We start from the raw sequence: 17,612 nt of genomic DNA on the forward strand, positions 1-17,612 counted from the left end.
AAAGTATATTTGAATTTTACAGGGAATGGACAGTCTTTTTACATTGCACGATTTCTATGGTAAGCTACATTTGCCCATTCCCGAAAATATTGGGAAGGATATCGGCCATTTCAATGTTTTTAATATCGCCGAGTACCGTACAAGGTTGAGCAAAGGTGAAATGCGGTATGATAGGCGTTCCTATTTCAAGATCAGCCTTATCAATGGAAAAAACCGTGCGGAGTATGCCGACAAGGTGATTCATATTGAGGACAAGGCCCTTTTGTTTGCCTCGCCCCGGATTCCCTATAATTATGTGCCACAGGATGAAGACCAATCAGGGTATTTCTGCGTTTTTACCGAAAACTTTTTATCTAAAGATAAAAGTGGAATCATTTTGGAAAAACTGCCCCTATTTCAACCAGGAGGTTATCCCATACTCAACATCTCGGAGGAACATTATGCGGAACTGGAAAACCTCTTTAAAAAAATAGATGGGGAGCTTTCTTCCGACTACCCATTCAAATTTGATTTGATACGGGCCTATGTGATTGAATTGCTGCACATGGGACAAAAACTACATCCGGTCCAACCCCTGGAAAACGGAAAAAATGCCGCCATCCGCATCACCGATATGTTTGTGGAGCTATTGGAACGGCAATTTCCTATAAACACCCCGGCCCAAAGATTGCTGTTGAAAACCGCCAACGACTTTGCCGAGCGTTTGGCCGTACATGCCAATCACCTCAATAAAGTACTCAAAGAGACTACGGGCAGCACAACAACTGCGATAATCCATGCAAGAATATTCGAGGAAGCCAAAATACTGCTCAACAACACAGATTGGAACATTTCCGAAATCGCGTTCAGTTTGGGTTTTGAGGAAGTGGCCCATTTTTCCAATTTCTTTAAAAAACATGCGCAGCTATCCCCTTTAAAATTTAGGTCCTCCGTCAAAGTTTGATTTTTACAAAAAACAGATTGATGCTCGCAACCCCACAGGGACATGCCCGGCTAATTTTGTTTTAAAATCAAAAATCAAATAAAATGAGCAAAGAAAAAATTGCATTGGTAACCGGTGGTAGCCGTGGACTAGGCGAGGATATGGCCATCAATTTGGCAAAGAAGGGATTGCATGTTTTGTTGACCTACCACAGTAACAAGGATCAGGCGGACAAAACGGTGAACGAAGTTGAAAAAATTGGTCGAAAAGCCTACGCGCTTCAATTGGATGTTGCCGATAACCAAAGTTTTGATGCCTTCGCGGATGAGGTCAAAAAAGGGGTTGATTCCCATTTTGGGGCATCAGGGATTGATTTCTTGATCAACAATGCCGGGATAGGAATCAATGCCCCGATCAGTGAAACCACAGAAGAACAGTTCGATGCTCTCGTGAACATTCATTTCAAGGGAGCATTTTTCTTGACCCAAAAACTGTTGCCCATCCTTGCTGATGGTGGAGGTATCGTGAATGTTTCCAGCGGATTGGCACGGTTCTCCTTTCCCGGTTATTCGGTCTATGGGTCCATGAAAGCGGCCATCGAGGCATTGACCCGATATCAGGCAAAGGAATTGGGAGCGCGTCAAATAAGGTCAAATGTGGTTGCCCCTGGGGCCATTGAGACCGATTTTGGTGGCGGAACCAATAAAAATGATGAAGCCAAAAGGGCCGCTATATCCAATTTTACAGCCTTGGGCCGTGTTGGAATCCCAAGTGACATAGGCGGAGTGGTGGCTTTCTTGTGTACGGATGACGCGAAATGGATCAATGCGCAGCGCATTGAGGTCTCGGGCGGAATGATGGTCTAAAAAACATCACATAAATCCCTCATTGAGGGTTTTGCTCCCTGATGTTCTACATCGAAATAAATTAATCTTTTTTCTTTTGAATACCTTGTGGGTTTGTCCCAAGGTAGTTGACTTTGATAAAAACGGGTTGAGCGATCAATCCGTTTTTTTAGAACTCAAGACGAGCTCTTATTGTTAGTTTTCTAAAAATTCATGGACATTTTTTGCTTTTCACTGGGGAGTACCGTTTCTTTGCAGTTCAGTTCATTTATAAGTTGAAAGTGTTATCAAGAAAGGTGGAGGGATTGGACCCGTTGAAACCTTAGCAACCCTCGACTTCGAGAAGGTGCTACATTCTACCCTTGTCCTGAACGATTCTCGGGAAAGTACGGAGCAACATCCTGCCATTGGGGAAGGATAACGAAAAAATACATGATCAAAGTATTTACCGCACTTTTCTTGATACCATTACAGCCCTTTTTGAAGGAATAATGTATTATGGAAAAAATTGAAGATATATTGAAGAAACGGATTTTGGTGTTGGATGGGGCCATGGGCACCATGTTGCAGCGCTATAAATTCAAGGAGGAAGATTTTAGGGGAGAACGGTTCAAGGATTGGCCCAGTGATTTGCAGGGAAACAACGATTTGTTGTCCTTGACCCGACCAGAGGCCGTCAAAGATATCCATCGAATGTTTTTGGAAGCAGGTGCGGACATTATTGAAACCAATACATTTTCGGGTACAACCATAGCCATGGCCGATTACGGTATGGAAGAATTGGTGTATGAACTGAATTATGAATCCGCGAAGCTTGCAAAGCAAGTAGCGGAGGAATTTACCAAAAAGGACCCGGACAAACCCCGATTTGTGGCAGGAAGCATAGGTCCGACCAATAAAACGGCCAGTATGTCCCCAGATGTGAACGACCCGGGCTATCGTGCCGTCTCTTTTGATGAACTCCGAATAGCCTACAAACAACAAGTAGAAGCCCTGCTGGATGGTGGTTCCGATATATTGTTGGTGGAGACTATTTTTGATACCCTCAACGCCAAAGCAGCCCTTTTTGCCATTGAAGAAGTAAAGGACGAACGCAATATAGAAGTGCCCGTGATGGTCAGCGGCACCATCACCGATGCATCGGGAAGAACCTTATCTGGGCAAACGGCCGAGGCCTTTTTGATTTCGGTTTCCCATATTCCCATTTTGTCCATTGGATTCAATTGTGCCTTGGGAGCCAAACAATTGGTGCCCCATTTGGAGGTGATTTCGGCAAAATCGGAATTTGCTACCTCCGCCCACCCCAATGCAGGATTGCCCAATGCCTTTGGCGAATACGACGAAACACCCGAACAAATGGCAGCACAGGTCAAAGAATATGTGGACAAAGGATTGGTCAACATAGTTGGCGGATGTTGTGGAACCACTCCAGAGCATATAAAGGCCATTGCCAATGTGGTAAAGGATTATGAACCGAGAAAACTTCTGACTCCAGCATAGTTATGGCAACGAACAACGAACAACGATATTTGAAGCTGAGCGGACTCGAACCCTTGATTATTACCCCGGAAAGCAATTTCATTAACGTAGGGGAACGCACCAATGTGGCGGGTTCCAAACGGTTTTTAAGGCTCATTAAAGAAGAAAAGTTTGATGAGGCCCTGGATATTGCCCGCGATCAAGTGGAGGGTGGTGCCCAGATCATTGATGTGAACATGGATGATGGCCTGATAGATGGTGAAAAAGCCATGGTCAAGTTTTTGAACTTGATCGTTTCCGAACCCGATATTGCCCGAGTGCCCATCATGATCGATAGTTCCAAATGGGAAATCATCGAAGCCGGACTTCAGGTAGTACAAGGTAAATGTGTGGTGAATTCCATCAGTCTCAAGGAAGGGGAAGAAGAATTTATCCGCCATGCCAAATTGATCAAGCGATATGGTGCCGCAGTTATTGTTATGGCCTTTGATGAAGTTGGGCAAGCCGATAACTTGGAACGTCGTATTGAAATTGCCAAACGATCTTATGATGTGCTGGTCAATAAGGTAAAATTCCCTCCAGAGGACATCATTTTCGACCTGAACATTTTTCCTGTGGCCACGGGAATGGAGGAGCACAGGCGTAATGCCGTAGATTTTATAGAAGCAACCCGTTGGGTAAAGGCAAACCTTCCCTATTGCAGCGTCAGTGGGGGAGTGAGCAATGTTTCGTTCTCCTTTAGGGGAAACAATCCAGTGCGGGAGGCCATAAATTCAGCCTTTTTGTTCCATGCCATTAAGGCCGGGATGAATATCGGGATCGTAAACCCTACCATGTTGGAGGTCTATGATGACATACCCAAAGACCTGCTCGAACATGTAGAAGATGTACTATTGGATAGGCGGGACGATGCCACCGAACGCCTATTGGAATTTGCGGAAACCGTTGTGGGAACCACAAAGGAAAGCAAAGTAGACCTTTCGTGGAGGGAAGAACCGCTACAAGACCGTATTACCCGTGCCTTGGTCAAGGGAATAGACCAATATATTATTGAAGATGTGGAAGAGGCCCGCCAGCAGGCTGCCAAACCTTTACATGTTATAGAAGGCAATTTGATGACCGGAATGAACGTGGTGGGCGATCTCTTTGGAAGCGGGAAAATGTTTCTGCCACAGGTGGTAAAGTCCGCTAGGGTGATGAAGAAGGCTGTTGCCTATTTGACGCCATATATTGAAGCATCCAAAGACAAAAATGCCAAGGCGGCCGGAAAAATACTGATGGCCACCGTTAAGGGCGATGTGCACGATATTGGAAAAAATATAGTGAGCGTAGTGCTTGCCTGCAACAACTACGAAATCGTGGATCTTGGAGTGATGGTGCCACCGGAAAAAATTATAAACGCGGCCAAGGAAAAACAGGTCGATATTATCGGTTTGAGCGGGTTGATTACCCCATCCTTGGATGAAATGGTATTTTTGGCCAAAGAAATGGAGCGCCAAAACTTTGAGGTTCCGCTGTTGATTGGCGGTGCTACCACGAGCAAAGCCCATACGGCAGTGAAGATCGACCCTCAATACAGTCAAGCTGTGGTACATGTGAACGATGCCTCAAGAGCCGTGACAGTAGTGGGCGATTTGCTTCAGGATGAGACTTCTGCGGGTTATAAAAAAGCCATCAAGCTGGATTATGAAAGCTTCAGGGACAAGTTTTTGAAACGTGGCAAGCAGAAGGAATATTTGACCGTGGAGCAAGCAAGGAAGAACAAACTTCAAATCGAGTGGGATCCATCCGACATTAAAAAACCAAACCAGTTGGGCATTGAGGTCTGGGAAGATTTTGATTTGACCAAATTGGAAGAGTTTATTGATTGGTCCCCATTCTTTCGAAGCTGGGACCTGCACGGAAAATACCCCGATATTTTGACCGATGAGGTTGTTGGAGAACAGGCTAAAGAACTCTTTAAAGATGCCAAAGAGCTTTTGAACCAAGTGTTGGATGAAAAACTATTGAAGGCCAAGGCCATTTTCGGGTTGTTTCCTGCCAGTCAAATCAATGAAGATGATATAGAAGTTGAAAATGATGATGAAACCTTCATTTTTAGAACCCTTCGTCAACAATTGAAGAAACGCGAAGGGGTTCCCAATATCGCATTGGCTGATTTTATCGCCCCCAAGGATTCAGGAATTCAAGATTACATAGGTTGTTTTTGCGTGAGTGCAGGTTTTGGTACCCAAGAATTGGCCGCTGAGTTTGAAAAAAATCACGATGATTACAATTCCATTATGATCAAAGCTTTGGCGGACAGGTTCGCAGAGGCTTTTGCAGAATATCTTCACAAAGAAGTCCGAACCAAATATTGGGGCTATGCAGTGGATGAAAACCTCGACAATACGGAGCTGATCAAAGAAAAATATCGAGGTATCCGACCCGCACCCGGTTACCCTGCCTGTCCCGACCACTTGGAGAAACTTACCATTTGGGAGATGATGGACGTGGAAGAAAAAATAGGTGTGAAACTTACCGATAGTCTGGCCATGTGGCCCGCTGCAAGTGTCAGTGGGTATTATTTTGGACATCCCCAGGCCAAATATTTTGGATTGGGAAAAATAAAGCAAGACCAAGTTAAGGATTTTGCTGAGCGAAAAGATATAAAACTGGAGGAGGCCCAAAAATGGCTGGCTCCCAATATTGTTGATCAATAACCAATGAAAATCACCGACCATATACAAAAGGCGAACGGCGAGACACTTTTCAGTTTTGAGATTGTGCCACCCGTAAAAGGAAAAAGCATTCAAGAGCTCTACAGGAATATCGACCCCTTAATGGAGTTTAAGCCTCCTTTTATTGATGTGACCACCTCTAGGGAAGAGTACATTTATAAGGAGAAAGATGGGTTGCTGGACAAAAAATTGACCCGTACACGCCCGGGAACTTTGGGCATTTGTGCCTCATTAAAGCATAAGTACAATGTGGATACCGTTCCCCATGTACTTTGTGGTGGTTTCACGAAAGAAGAAACGGAGTACCTTTTAGTGGACTGCCAGTATTTGGAGATAGAAAATGTAATGGCGTTGCGGGGCGATGCCCGAAAAGAGGAAAAATATTTTACACCCACCAAAGGTGGACACCAATATGCCACGGATTTGGTTGAACAGATCCAAAATATTAATGAGGGCAATTATTTGCATGATTCGATTGAATCAACTGACCTGAACAGCTTTTGCATTGGTGTGGCGGGCTACCCCGAAAAGCACATGGAAGCCCCATCCTTACAGTCCGATTTGAAGCGGTTGAAACAAAAGGTGGATTTGGGAGCCGATTATGTGGTGACACAAATGTTTTTTGATAACCAAAAGTTTTTCGCTTTTGTAAAGGCCGCTCGTGAAATGGGCATCGATGTTCCGATTATACCGGGAATAAAACCCATTGCCGTTAAAAGACACCTTCAGTTATTGCCACAAGTATTCAGTATAGACCTGCCACAAGACCTGATTGATGCCGTTGAAGCTTGCAACAACAATAAAGAAGTGCGTAAAGTTGGAGTGGAATGGGCCATTCAGCAATCCAAAGAATTGAGGGAAGCTGGGGTTCCTGTACTGCATTACTACTCCATGGGAAAATCGGATAATATCGAGGCCATAGCCAAGGAACTTTTTTAAAAGTTGATGTTAAGGGTCCGGGGGAGCGGAACAATCCGATCTGTAAAGTAAGGCTTGTTTTTTCTTTCTTTTCTTTTCTTATGAATACAGGTGTTTTTTAATTTTCCTACATTAGCGTCCCATGAGGTGCCTACTTAGCCTATTCGTATTTTTGACTTCATTTTTTGGGTTTTGCCAAACCGATGATGCCCCAAAGGATTTTGTATTGGATGTGAACCAATTCTATGGTTCCATTCTTCTGCACAATCCAGATATTTCACATTTGATCACCAATCATCCTGGAGGGGTGATTTTGGGTATCAGCAGAAAAACTTATGGGCACAAAGAGTGGGAGGCCGATTTTGGATATCCGGATACAGGGTACACATTTGTCTATCAAAACACCAATAATCCAACTCTTGGGGAACATTTTGGGGTGTACGGGCACTATAATTTCTATTTCTTTAAAAGAAACGTTCAGTTACGGGTGGCACAAGGGTTGGCATACACCAACAACCCTTATGACAAAGACGATAATTTTAGGAACAATGCCTACGGAAGCCATATTTTGAGCAGTACTTTATTAATGCTGAACTATCATAGGGAAAATCTTTTTGCAGGATTGGGGGTCAATGCCGGACTTTCGTTCATTCATTATTCCAATGCAAACTTTAAAGCGCCCAATACATCGACCAATACATTTGCCATAAATTTTGGATTGACCTATAATCTTGATGAGGAAACCAATTATGAATACATGGCAACCGAACCAAAAGGGACAATAACTGAGCCTGTCCGTTATAACCTGGTGCTACGCGGCGGAGCCAACGAAAGTGATGTAATCAATATGGGGCGTTATGGCTTTGCCACTATATCTGCTTACGCCGATAAACGTTTGGGCAAGCGAAACGCTGTTCAATTGGGAACGGATATTTTCTTTTCCAACTTTATAAAGGAGTTGATCAGGTATCAGTCCATTGCATTCCCAGAGTTGGACGTTGATGCGGATACCGACTATAAAAGAGTGGGACTTTTTCTTGGCCATGAACTCTTCGTAAACAAAATGAGCGTTGTGGCCCAGTTGGGATATTATGTATATTACCCTTTTGATTTTGAGGGAAGGATGTACAACCGGATTGGGATGAAACGGTATTTTGGAGACAAAGTCTTTGGTGCCATCACATTAAAATCACATGGGGCCAAAGCAGAGGCGATCGAATTTGGAATAGGAATCAGGTTATGAAAATGAGGAAGTACAACATTCAAAATGAAAAGCGTCCCCTTGAGGGGACTTTTGGGGTGTTTTTGATGCTGGTTTCTTTTTTGTTTGCCTCCTGCAACGGCGATAATGTGCCGGACTGTTTCCAAAATGCAGGCGATTTGGCACGCCACACGGTAGATGTTCCTGAATTTAGTGCCATTACTGTTTTTGAAAACTTAAATGTGGTATTGAAACAGGGCGAGGAACAACAGGTAGAGATCCAGACCGGGGAATATCTCATGAATGATGTTTCAGCAGTTGTTGAGGATGGTCGCCTTGTCCTTCGAAACGAGAACAGTTGCAACTATATACGCGATTATGGACTGACCACCGTTTATGTTACATCGCCAAACATCACGGAAGTCCGAAGTAGTACAGGCCTGTTAATTTCCAGTGATGGTATTTTGGATTATCCCAACTTGTCCTTGATTTCCGAGAGTTTTAGCAATCCTGAAACCGGAACAACGGATGGCTCTTTTGATTTGAGCCTTAATTCGACCACGGTAAGAATTGTGGTGAATGGCATAGCTTACTTTAAGCTTAGAGGAAATACCGAAAATTTTAATGTTACCGTGGCCGCAGGGGATTCAAGGATTGAAGCGGAGGGTTTGATCGCCGATAAAATTGGTATCAGCCACAGGGGCTCCAATGATGTCTATGTTAACCCTCAACAACGGTTAGGCGGTGTTATTCGAGGGACAGGAGATGTGATAAGCGTTAACCGTCCACCAGAAGTAGAAGTGGAGGAACTCTACAATGGGAAGTTGATTTTCCAAGATTGATGTAGCTTCTAACAATGAAGTTGGTTTTCAGAAACTTTTATATTTCTCTTTATTTTCGATATTTAAACCAAATCCTTGGGAAACCCTGCAGATGTTAATATATCTTTTCGTCATTTTTAAAGATCGGTTTTATGAACGGAGGTAAAGGTTTAGAGCAAGTGGATATAATTCTCCACAATTTGATCACTGACAAAAAAGTGCCGGGTTTGGCTATTACCATTATGGATAATGGTGGGAAGGTACTTCAAAAAGGATATGGATTTGCCGATTTGGAAAACAGGGATAAGGTAGATCCTAAACGTACGGTTTTTCGCATCGCTAGTATTTCTAAATGTATCACTGGATTGGCCTTGGGCAAAATGGTAGAGGATGGGATTGTGGATTTGGATGAATCTTTTTACACCTACGTACCCTATTACCCCAAAAAGAAATACGATTTTACGTTGCGGCAATTGGCGAGTCATACTGCAGGGATTCGTGGGTATCGGGGCAAGGAATACGCTTTGAACCAAAATTACTCCATCAAAGACGGTATGGAAATCTTTAAAAACGACCCCTTGTTTTTTGAGCCTGGAACCAGTTATCTATACAACAGTTTCGATTTTGTATTGCTGTCCTTGGCTATGCAAGAAGCGAGCGGAATATCATTTCAACAATATATAAAGGATACTATTTTGATGCCTTTGGGATTGGAAACTACATTCCCTCCCCAAAAAGATGTCAGTTCGAGTACAGTCGAGAACATAGCACAATTCTATACCAAAAAAGCATTGGGGTTTAAAGAGGCCGTTGAGGTAAATAACACATACAAACTGGCTGGTGGCGGATATTTGTCCACCTGTGACGATGTGGCACAACTAGGACAAGCCATTTTAGAGCGAAAATTGCTAAAGGCAGCAATCTATGATGAATTATTGGCATCTCAAATTATAGATGGCAAACCCACCTACTACGGTCTTGGATTTCAAGTGAGTCAAGATGCAAAGGGGAGGCCTTTTTATGGTCATGTGGGAAACAGTGTTGGCACTTATACCAATCTTTTTGTGTATCCCAATGATCAAAAAGTGGTTTCCATTTTGATTAATTGTACCGATCCAAAGGTGCAAAAAGAATTGGACCTGGCCATTGATGCTATTTTTGATGGTACGGTCTAAACCTTACTTGCCAATTTCGCCTCAATGTCCAAAGCATACTTTTTGCAGAGGTCAAACGTATCGGTCACATCCTTCATGGTGGTTCTTGGGTTGATGAGACACATCCGAAGTACAATTTGTCCATTCAAAATAGTGGTGACCAGCAATGCTTTGCGTGACTCCACTACTTTTTCAGAAATGTACTGGTTGATTTTGTCCAATTCCTTCTCTGAATAATTCTTGCTTATGGGGTTGTACCTAAAGTTGATGACGGCCAAGGTTGCCGGGAAAACCACTTCCCAACTTTTGCTGCCCCGTAACATCGTTTCCACTTCTTCAGCCAAATCAATATTATAGGTGATGGCATCTCGGAATTCCTTTAAACCAAAGGTTTTTAGGGACATATAAAATTTTAGGGCCCTGAACCTACGGGTCAATTGAATGCCGTGGTCATAAAAATTGATTTCAGAAGTATTCCCTTCAATATCCCTTAAATATTCTGGTTTTTCGGTGAAGGTATGGCTCAGGTTTTTGTGGTTCCGAACCAAAAGGCAGCCCATTTCATAAGGCTGGAAGAACCATTTGTGGGGGTCCACGGTCAAGGAATCGGCTTTCTCGATACCTTTCATAGCCTGTTTGCCCTTTTTGGACAAGATAGCCGCACCGCCATAGGCACCATCAATATGGAACCAAATATCCTCTTTTTTGCATATTTTCCCCAATTCCACCAATGGGTCAACCGTTCCCGTGTTGGTAGTTCCCGCGGTGGCTATCAAACAGAAGGGATAAAGGCCTTCCAGTCTGTCTTTGGCAATACAGTTCTTCAATTTGTTTACGGAAAATTTCAATTCATTATCCGTAGGAATTACCCTGATCTGTTCTTTTTTGAAGCCCAACACCCGAATGGCCTTAATATTGGATGAGTGTGCCTGGTCGGAAAGATAAATCACGGCTTTGGAGAAATCATCACCACACTTTATTCTTCGAGCTGTGACCACCGCGGTAAGGTTGGCCATAGAACCGCCGCTGGTAAAAATACCGCCTCCCTTTTTCTTTGGAAAACCAAAAATCTTCAATAACCATTGAATGGTAACAATTTCCAGCTCAGCTGCTGCAGGACTGGCGGCCCATCCTCCAGAGAAGATGTTGTAGCCCGTTGCAAGTGCATCGGCCATAACGCTTACATAATTACTTGGGCCGGGAACAAATGAAAAAGACCTTGGGTGCGCCATATTGGCACTATTGGTCATTACTTTTTCCAGGACAAAATTAAGCACCTGAGATGGTTCGGAACCTTTTTCGGGAGCCTCTTCGAGGAACAAAGAATCCATTTCTTCACGTGAGCCAAGGGCTACGGGCAATTTTTGATCTTGTGTAGCGTGATGTTCCACAATGGCATCCACAATCTGATAGCCATAGTTTTTCATTTCTTCTTTGGAAAGTTCCAATTTGGCGTTGTTCTTCTTCATAGGTCCTTTTTCTTCTGAACCGCAAAAGTACCATATTTTCAACGGTTTTTCGACAATTTCAAACCTTGGTCAAATCAAGCAGAACCGGAAAAGGTTAAGAAGTAAGTTCGGTAAACAAGCTCTCCAAATTTTTGTTCTTTCTGCTGAGTTGTAGTGTTTTTAATGTATTGTCGTGGGCAAAATCGAACACTACGGGTCGCATGTCTTTTGAAGTGTTGAAGGTAATTTCATAAACGAAACCACCGGTATTTTTCACTTTGGAAACATTCGGCATTTGCTGTAGCAATTGTTCTTCCACACGATAATCAAACTCCACTTCAATGATCTGTTCCTCGGCTTCGCGAAGTTCCTCCAGTTTTTTGTCGGCCACCAGTTCCCCTTTGTTGATGATGATCACCCGGTCGCAAACAGCTTCGACCTCTTTCATAATATGTGTGGAAAGTAAAATGGTTTTCTCTTTGCCGATCTCCCGGATCAGTTTTCGGATCTCGATCAATTGGTTAGGGTCGAGTCCCGTGGTGGGTTCATCCAAGATCAAAACTTCGGGATCGTGCAGTAACGCAGCGGCAAGCCCAACACGCTGGCGGTATCCTTTGGATAGCTGTCCGATTTTTTTGTGGGCTTCAGGAGAGAGTCCTGTTTGCGCTATCACCTCATTTATTTTGGATTTGTCCACCTTGTGGACATCCGCATTAAAGGCCAAATACTCTTTTACATACATTTCCAAGTACAGCGGATTGTGCTCTGGCAGGTACCCAATACTTTTTTGAACGTCTTTTTCAGCCTCCAACACATCAAAACCATTTACAGCTGCTTTACCATTGTCCGCTTTATAAAAAGTGGTCAAAATTCGCATCATGGTGGATTTTCCGGCACCGTTTGGGCCTAAAAAACCTACGACTTCTCCCTTGTTTATGGTAAACGAAACATTGTTCAATGCTTTTTGCGAACCAAAGGTTTTTGTTATGTTCTGTACGGTGATGGACATTTATTGGGTTATGTTTTGTAGTTTGTCTTGAATTTCACTCAAAAGATTCAGGTCACAATCATTCAGATAATACTTAAATGTACTTCCTTGATATTCCATAAGCAATTGTGAACCTTCTGAATATTTTCCGGGAACGGAAATACCCGAAAAGATTTCCACAACAAAACTAAGGATGGTAATCAACCAATTGGTTCCTCTTTCTTTTGTTTCAAAGGTTTCAATCTTATCAAGTATAAATGATGAGTTTGACTGAACCTTGCTTTTATCAATTATTTTAATGGAATTATCGGACAAATCAATTTCAAATTTTGGCTTTTCTCTTAAAGTATACCTTCCATTTTTCATTGTGAAGCCTTAGAGTCGAATCAAAAATACACTTTTAGATGGTTTAATCCTTGGGTTTCAAAATCTAGGAAATGTGGTTTGGAAATGCTCAGGGGTAATCGCGGAAATAGGAATTCTTAAAAAAGCATGGTTTCTGTCAAATAATGTGCAGTGAAAATCTCTTTTTTGAAAAAAATCAAAAAAAATTTGGGAATGTCTGTGTGTTTCAAATTGAATACCTAAATTAGCCGACAATTAACAACGAGATGACAAACACGTATTTCTGGAACCGTTTTTATTTTTACTTCTTTTTTCAAAGAGGAACGGGACTATTGTAGATACGTTTAAAGTATAACCAATTTATAAAGTCCCGATACAATCGGGGCTTTTTTTTTTGCAATGGAATTAATAAAAGTCGCCATACAAGGAATAAAGGGATCCAACCACCATCAGGTTGCCACGGATTTTTTTGGAGATGATATTGAGTTGCTAGAGTGCAACTCTTTTGATGCAGTCGTGGACAATTTGTTGATCGGTACCGCCGATAAAGGTATAATGGCCATTGAAAACTCCATCGCCGGTTCGATTATACCCAATTACAACTTGGTGTATCACAACAACATTCATGTAATCGGGGAGCATTATCTAAACATCCACCATAACCTAATGGTGATGAAGGGAAAATCTTTTGATGATGTCCAAGAAGTGCATTCGCACCCTATGGCGCTGTTGCAGTGCAAGGAGTTTTTTAAGGCGCATCCCCAAATTAAATTGGTGGAAAGTGTGGATACAGCGGAGACGGCCAAAAGAATCAAAGATGAAAACTTGGAACACATCGGGGCGATAGCCCCAAAAATGGCTGCCGATCTGTACGATCTGGACATAATTGCGGACAACATACAGACCATCGTGAATAATTCCACGCGGTTCATCATTCTTAAAAAGCAAAACAAAGTACTTCCAGAGGAGGAAATCAACAAGGCATCGTTGCGATTTATAACCGATCACAAAAGGGGCAGTTTGGCAACTGTGTTGAACGTGATGAGCGATTGCAATATGAACCTTACCAAAATCCAGTCCTTGCCCGTAATCGAGACCCCATGGAAGTATGCGTTTTTTGTGGATGTAACTTTTGATAAATATGAGCACTTTGCCAAGACCAAGTCTTTGATGCAGATCATGGCCGAAGATTTCAAGGTTTTGGGGGAATATAAAAATGCATTGTTGTAATGGTAACAGCAGATAGGCTAAATAGCGTACAGGAATACTACTTTTCCAAAAAATTAAGAGAGGTAAGGGGGTTGATTGCCCAGGGCAAACCCATCATAAATATGGGGATTGGTAGTCCGGATTTGGCACCGTCACCACAGGTATTGGAAACCCTTCGGGATTCCATTATCGAGGCGGGAGCGCATCAATACCAAAGCTACCAAGGATTGCCACAATTAAGGGAGGCCATTGCGGATTTCTATCAGCAAAAGTTTGCTGTATCGGTGGACCCCAGCACCGAAATTTTGCCCTTGATGGGTTCCAAGGAAGGAATTATGCACATTAGTATGGCCTTTTTAAATGAAGGAGATGAAGTGCTGTTGCCGAACCCGGGCTATCCCACCTATGCATCGGTCACCAATTTGGTGGGTGGAAAAGCGGTCAATTACGACTTAAAAGCAGAAAACGGTTGGTTCCCCGATTTGGAGGAGCTCTCCAAAAAGGATTTGTCCAAGGTGAAACTCATGTGGATCAGTTATCCGCACATGCCCACGGGTGCGACTGCGACTAAGGAACAACTGGAGTCATTGGTCAATTTTGCAAAAGCCAACGGGATTCTTTTGGTGAATGACAACCCCTACAGTTTTGTATTGTCCAGCAATCCAACCAGTATCTTATCCATAGCTGGGGCAAAAATTTGCACCTTGGAGCTGAACAGTTTGAGCAAGACTTTTAATATGGCAGGTTGGCGTGTGGGGATGGTTCTTGGAAGTTCGGAACACATCAATGCTGTGTTGAAAGTGAAGAGCAATATGGACTCCGGGATGTTCTACGGAATCCAAAAAGGGGCGATTGCAGCTTTGCAAAGTGGTCCAGAATGGTTTGAAGCATTGGGCGAGGTGTACACCAAAAGACGTGAATCGATGTTTAAGTTGGCTGACAAATTGGGATGTACTTACGATAAAAATGCAGTTGGGATGTTTGTTTGGTGCAAATTGCCCGAAGGAGCTGGGCCATCCGAAGAATTTATAGATGAGGTATTGTACGATAAAGATATTTTTATTGCCCCGGGAACCATTTTTGGAAGCAATGGAGAAGGCTACATTCGTTTTTCCCTTTGTGTAAATGAAGAAAAAATAAAAGAAGCCATTGAAAGATTTTAGATTATGAAAACAGTCATCATAGGAGTTGGATTGATTGGGGGTTCCTTTGCCAAAGATGTGAAAAAATTACATCCCGAAGTGGAGATTATTGGTGTGGACAAAAGCGATGTTCATCTGGACGAAGCCCTGGAACTTCAAATTATAGACAGAAAAGGGGATTACTCTGATCTGGAAACGGCCGATATGGTCTACGTGGGTATTCCGGTGAACGTTTTGGTCACCGAATTGCCCAAAATACTGGATGCATCCGGAGAAGAAACCGTGGTGATGGATGCAGGGTCCACCAAACGTTTGATATGCGAGCAGGTTGAAAACCATCCCAAACGAAGGAATTTTATGGCCTGCCACCCTATTGCGGGTACCGAATTTTCGGGTCCGGCAGCGGCATTTGAAGGATTGTACACAGGCAAGACCATGATTATTTGCGAAGTGGAAAAAACAGCCTTCAAGCTTCAGGAAAAAGCGTTGGCCATTTTTCAGGACATCGGCATGCGGATTCGATACATGAACCCCGAAGCACATGACAAACATATCGCCTACGTATCCCATTTATCACACATTAGCTCTTTTATGTTGGGAAAGACAGTTATTGAGAAAGAAAAAAATGAGCGTGATATTTTTGACATGGCGGGGAGTGGTTTTGAGAGCACCGTTCGCTTGGCAAAAAGTTCGCCCGATATGTGGGCACCGATTTTTGAACAGAATAAAGACAATGTTGTGGAAACGCTGGAAGAGTACATTCAGAACCTGACCACGTTCAAACAACTGATATTGGACAACGATTTTGAAAATGTCCACCTAGAAATGAGTAATACCAATAAAATAAAACAAATACTAAAAGGAATACCACTTACAAAAAAATAGAGCGTATTATGGAAAACAAAAAGGAAATGAGGAAATGGTTGGATGACATGAATTTGGGTCATCCCTTGGTAGTTGCAGGTCCGTGCAGTGCGGAAACCGAAGACCAAGTGCTAAAAATTGCACACGATCTTAAAGATACCGATGTGAGCTACTACCGTGCTGGAATCTGGAAACCAAGAACTCGTCCGGGAAATTTTGAAGGAGTCGGGGCCATTGGATTAAAGTGGTTGCAAAAAGTAAAGGAGGAAACCGGTTTGAAAACCGCTACGGAAGTTGCCAATAGGGCACACGTTGACCTTGCCTTGGAGCACGATGTGGATTTGTTGTGGATCGGAGCGCGTTCTACCGTAAGTCCGTTCATCGTTCAAGAAATTGCCGATGCCCTGGAAGGAACCGATAAAATTGTTTTGGTGAAAAATCCTGTAAATCCAGATTTATCCCTTTGGTTGGGTGCTGTGGAGCGTTTGCACTCCGCCAATATTGAAAAATTGGGGGTAATCCACAGAGGATTCTCGACCTACGAAAAAACCAAGTACCGTAATATTCCGGAATGGCAGTTGGCCATTGAGCTACAGACCAAATTCCCTGATCTACCCATTATAAACGACCCAAGCCATATTACAGGAAAGCGTGATATGATCTTTGATGTATCACAAACGGCTTTGGACTTGAACTTTGATGGTTTAATGATTGAAACACACTATGACCCGGACAATGCATGGAGCGATGCCGCACAACAGGTAACCCCCCAAAAATTGGTTCAGATCATGAAAGATTTGCGTATCAGGAAAGAAACCGACGAGGAAGCGGAATACAAGAACAGTTTGAGTAACCTAAGAGCCCAGATTGATGTATTGGACAATCAATTGATCGACCTTTTGGGGAAAAGAATGAAAGTTTCCGATGGCATTGGCGAACTGAAAAAGCAAAAGAACGTAGCCGTGCTCCAAAGCAATCGTTGGAACGCCATTTTGGGCAACATGATCTTGGAAGGTGAACAACGCGGATTGAGCGAGGAATTTATTTTGAAGATGTTCAAAGCGATCCATCAGGAATCTATTAACCACCAAGAAAAAATCATCAACGCCTAGCTTGATTTTTTAATTGATTGCGGGCAATCACTTTTTTAATCAGGATTGTCGAAGAACTATTTGTGGCTTTGGTTAAATTCCAGGGTTGCAAATAGTTTTTTTGTTTCAAACTGTAACAATTCCACAAAAGCATCATCTTTCAGGAGTAAAAACACGCTATCATGAAAAAAATGTACACACTAAGTCTTCTTTTGGGATCAAGACCAATTGTTGTGTTTATGCAAAAATTGTTGTTAATCTAAATAGGAAGAACTCTACATTTTTGACACCTCTAAACTGAGCCCTAAAGGCTTTTATTTTTGCATTGAAGGACTCTGCTGAAGCATTTGTACTTCTATTGATAAAATAATTCAAGATGGATCTATAGTTAAGGGTTATTGTATTTGCTATGGTGTTGAAGGCTTTAAACCCTGTTTGTTCTACATCCTTATACCAGTGGGCCAA

Annotated in this window: 16 protein-coding genes and 1 riboswitch; of the genes, 12 read left to right on the forward strand and 4 right to left on the reverse strand. The window is 42.7% G+C overall.

Annotated elements, in window-relative coordinates:
- The first annotated feature begins 25 nt into the window (after positions 1-25).
- From AC13CC_RS05175 to AC13CC_RS05210, 8 genes are all read left to right on the forward strand, one after another.
- The gene (locus tag AC13CC_RS05175; protein WP_482876620.1) at positions 26-943 is read left to right on the forward strand and encodes a helix-turn-helix domain-containing protein; all 918 of its coding nucleotides are present in this window, start codon (positions 26-28) and stop codon (positions 941-943) included.
- 83 nt (positions 944-1,026) lie between these two features.
- Complete coding sequence (locus tag AC13CC_RS05180) at positions 1,027-1,788, forward strand: SDR family NAD(P)-dependent oxidoreductase (protein ID WP_482876622.1); 762 nt, start codon at positions 1,027-1,029, stop codon at positions 1,786-1,788.
- A 260-nt stretch (positions 1,789-2,048) separates the two neighbouring features.
- Positions 2,049-2,157, forward strand: a riboswitch (SAM riboswitch).
- 108 nt (positions 2,158-2,265) lie between these two features.
- Complete coding sequence (locus AC13CC_RS05185) at positions 2,266-3,267, forward strand: homocysteine S-methyltransferase family protein (protein ID WP_326278352.1); 1,002 nt, start codon at positions 2,266-2,268, stop codon at positions 3,265-3,267.
- A gap of 2 nt (positions 3,268-3,269) precedes the next feature.
- Positions 3,270-5,948, forward strand: coding sequence for a methionine synthase (gene metH / locus AC13CC_RS05190; protein ID WP_326278351.1), 2,679 nt, complete (start codon positions 3,270-3,272; stop codon positions 5,946-5,948).
- 3 nt (positions 5,949-5,951) lie between these two features.
- A complete protein-coding gene (gene metF, locus AC13CC_RS05195) occupies positions 5,952-6,905 on the forward strand; it encodes a methylenetetrahydrofolate reductase [NAD(P)H] (protein WP_326278350.1) in 954 nt (317 codons plus the stop codon).
- A 121-nt stretch (positions 6,906-7,026) separates the two neighbouring features.
- Entirely contained in the window at positions 7,027-8,127 is a 1,101-nt protein-coding gene (locus AC13CC_RS05200) for an acyloxyacyl hydrolase (protein WP_326278349.1), read from the forward strand.
- Positions 8,128-8,129: 2 nt separating this feature from the next.
- Entirely contained in the window at positions 8,130-8,927 is a 798-nt protein-coding gene (locus AC13CC_RS05205; protein ID WP_326278348.1) for a head GIN domain-containing protein, read from the forward strand.
- Positions 8,928-9,058: 131 nt separating this feature from the next.
- Positions 9,059-10,081: a serine hydrolase domain-containing protein gene (locus AC13CC_RS05210; protein WP_326278347.1), complete on the forward strand. Its 1,023-nt coding sequence runs from the start codon at positions 9,059-9,061 to the stop codon at positions 10,079-10,081.
- Here the strand turns inward: AC13CC_RS05210 and AC13CC_RS05215 are convergent.
- The 3 genes from AC13CC_RS05215 to AC13CC_RS05225 all read right to left on the reverse strand — a co-directional run bounded on the left by AC13CC_RS05215 (position 10,078) and on the right by AC13CC_RS05225 (position 12,862).
- The gene (locus AC13CC_RS05215; protein ID WP_326278346.1) at positions 10,078-11,529 is read right to left on the reverse strand and encodes a pyridoxal phosphate-dependent decarboxylase family protein; all 1,452 of its coding nucleotides are present in this window, start codon (positions 11,527-11,529) and stop codon (positions 10,078-10,080) included. The genes AC13CC_RS05210 and AC13CC_RS05215 overlap by 4 nt on opposite strands.
- A 94-nt stretch (positions 11,530-11,623) precedes the next feature.
- A complete protein-coding gene (gene gldA, locus AC13CC_RS05220) occupies positions 11,624-12,517 on the reverse strand; it encodes a gliding motility-associated ABC transporter ATP-binding subunit GldA (protein WP_482876625.1) in 894 nt (297 codons plus the stop codon).
- Positions 12,518-12,862, reverse strand: a complete 345-nt coding sequence (locus AC13CC_RS05225) for a hypothetical protein (protein ID WP_482876626.1) — start codon at positions 12,860-12,862, stop codon at positions 12,518-12,520.
- A gap of 378 nt (positions 12,863-13,240) precedes the next feature.
- Here AC13CC_RS05225 and AC13CC_RS05230 point away from each other — a divergent pair, with 378 nt between their 5' ends.
- Genes AC13CC_RS05230 through AC13CC_RS05245 form a run of 4 tightly spaced genes read left to right on the forward strand, consistent with a single transcriptional unit; the run spans position 13,241 to position 17,168 of the window.
- Complete coding sequence (locus AC13CC_RS05230) at positions 13,241-14,071, forward strand: prephenate dehydratase (protein ID WP_326278343.1); 831 nt, start codon at positions 13,241-13,243, stop codon at positions 14,069-14,071.
- On the forward strand, positions 14,071-15,213 hold the full coding sequence (locus AC13CC_RS05235) for a pyridoxal phosphate-dependent aminotransferase (protein ID WP_326278342.1): 1,143 nt from the start codon (positions 14,071-14,073) through the stop codon (positions 15,211-15,213). Before AC13CC_RS05230 ends, AC13CC_RS05235 begins: the two co-directional genes overlap by 1 nt.
- Before the next feature lie 3 nt (positions 15,214-15,216).
- Complete coding sequence (locus tag AC13CC_RS05240; RefSeq protein WP_326278341.1) at positions 15,217-16,077, forward strand: prephenate dehydrogenase; 861 nt, start codon at positions 15,217-15,219, stop codon at positions 16,075-16,077.
- Positions 16,078-16,085: 8 nt separating this feature from the next.
- A complete protein-coding gene (locus AC13CC_RS05245) occupies positions 16,086-17,168 on the forward strand; it encodes a bifunctional 3-deoxy-7-phosphoheptulonate synthase/chorismate mutase type II (RefSeq protein ID WP_326278340.1) in 1,083 nt (360 codons plus the stop codon).
- A gap of 216 nt (positions 17,169-17,384) precedes the next feature.
- On the opposite strand, the gene AC13CC_RS05250 is transcribed toward AC13CC_RS05245, so the two are convergent.
- Positions 17,385-17,612 (reverse strand): transposase (locus AC13CC_RS05250; RefSeq protein ID WP_482876628.1); only part of this gene is annotated, 228 nt, incomplete at its 5' end.

The organism is Flagellimonas sp. L-11 (assembly GCF_056857735.1).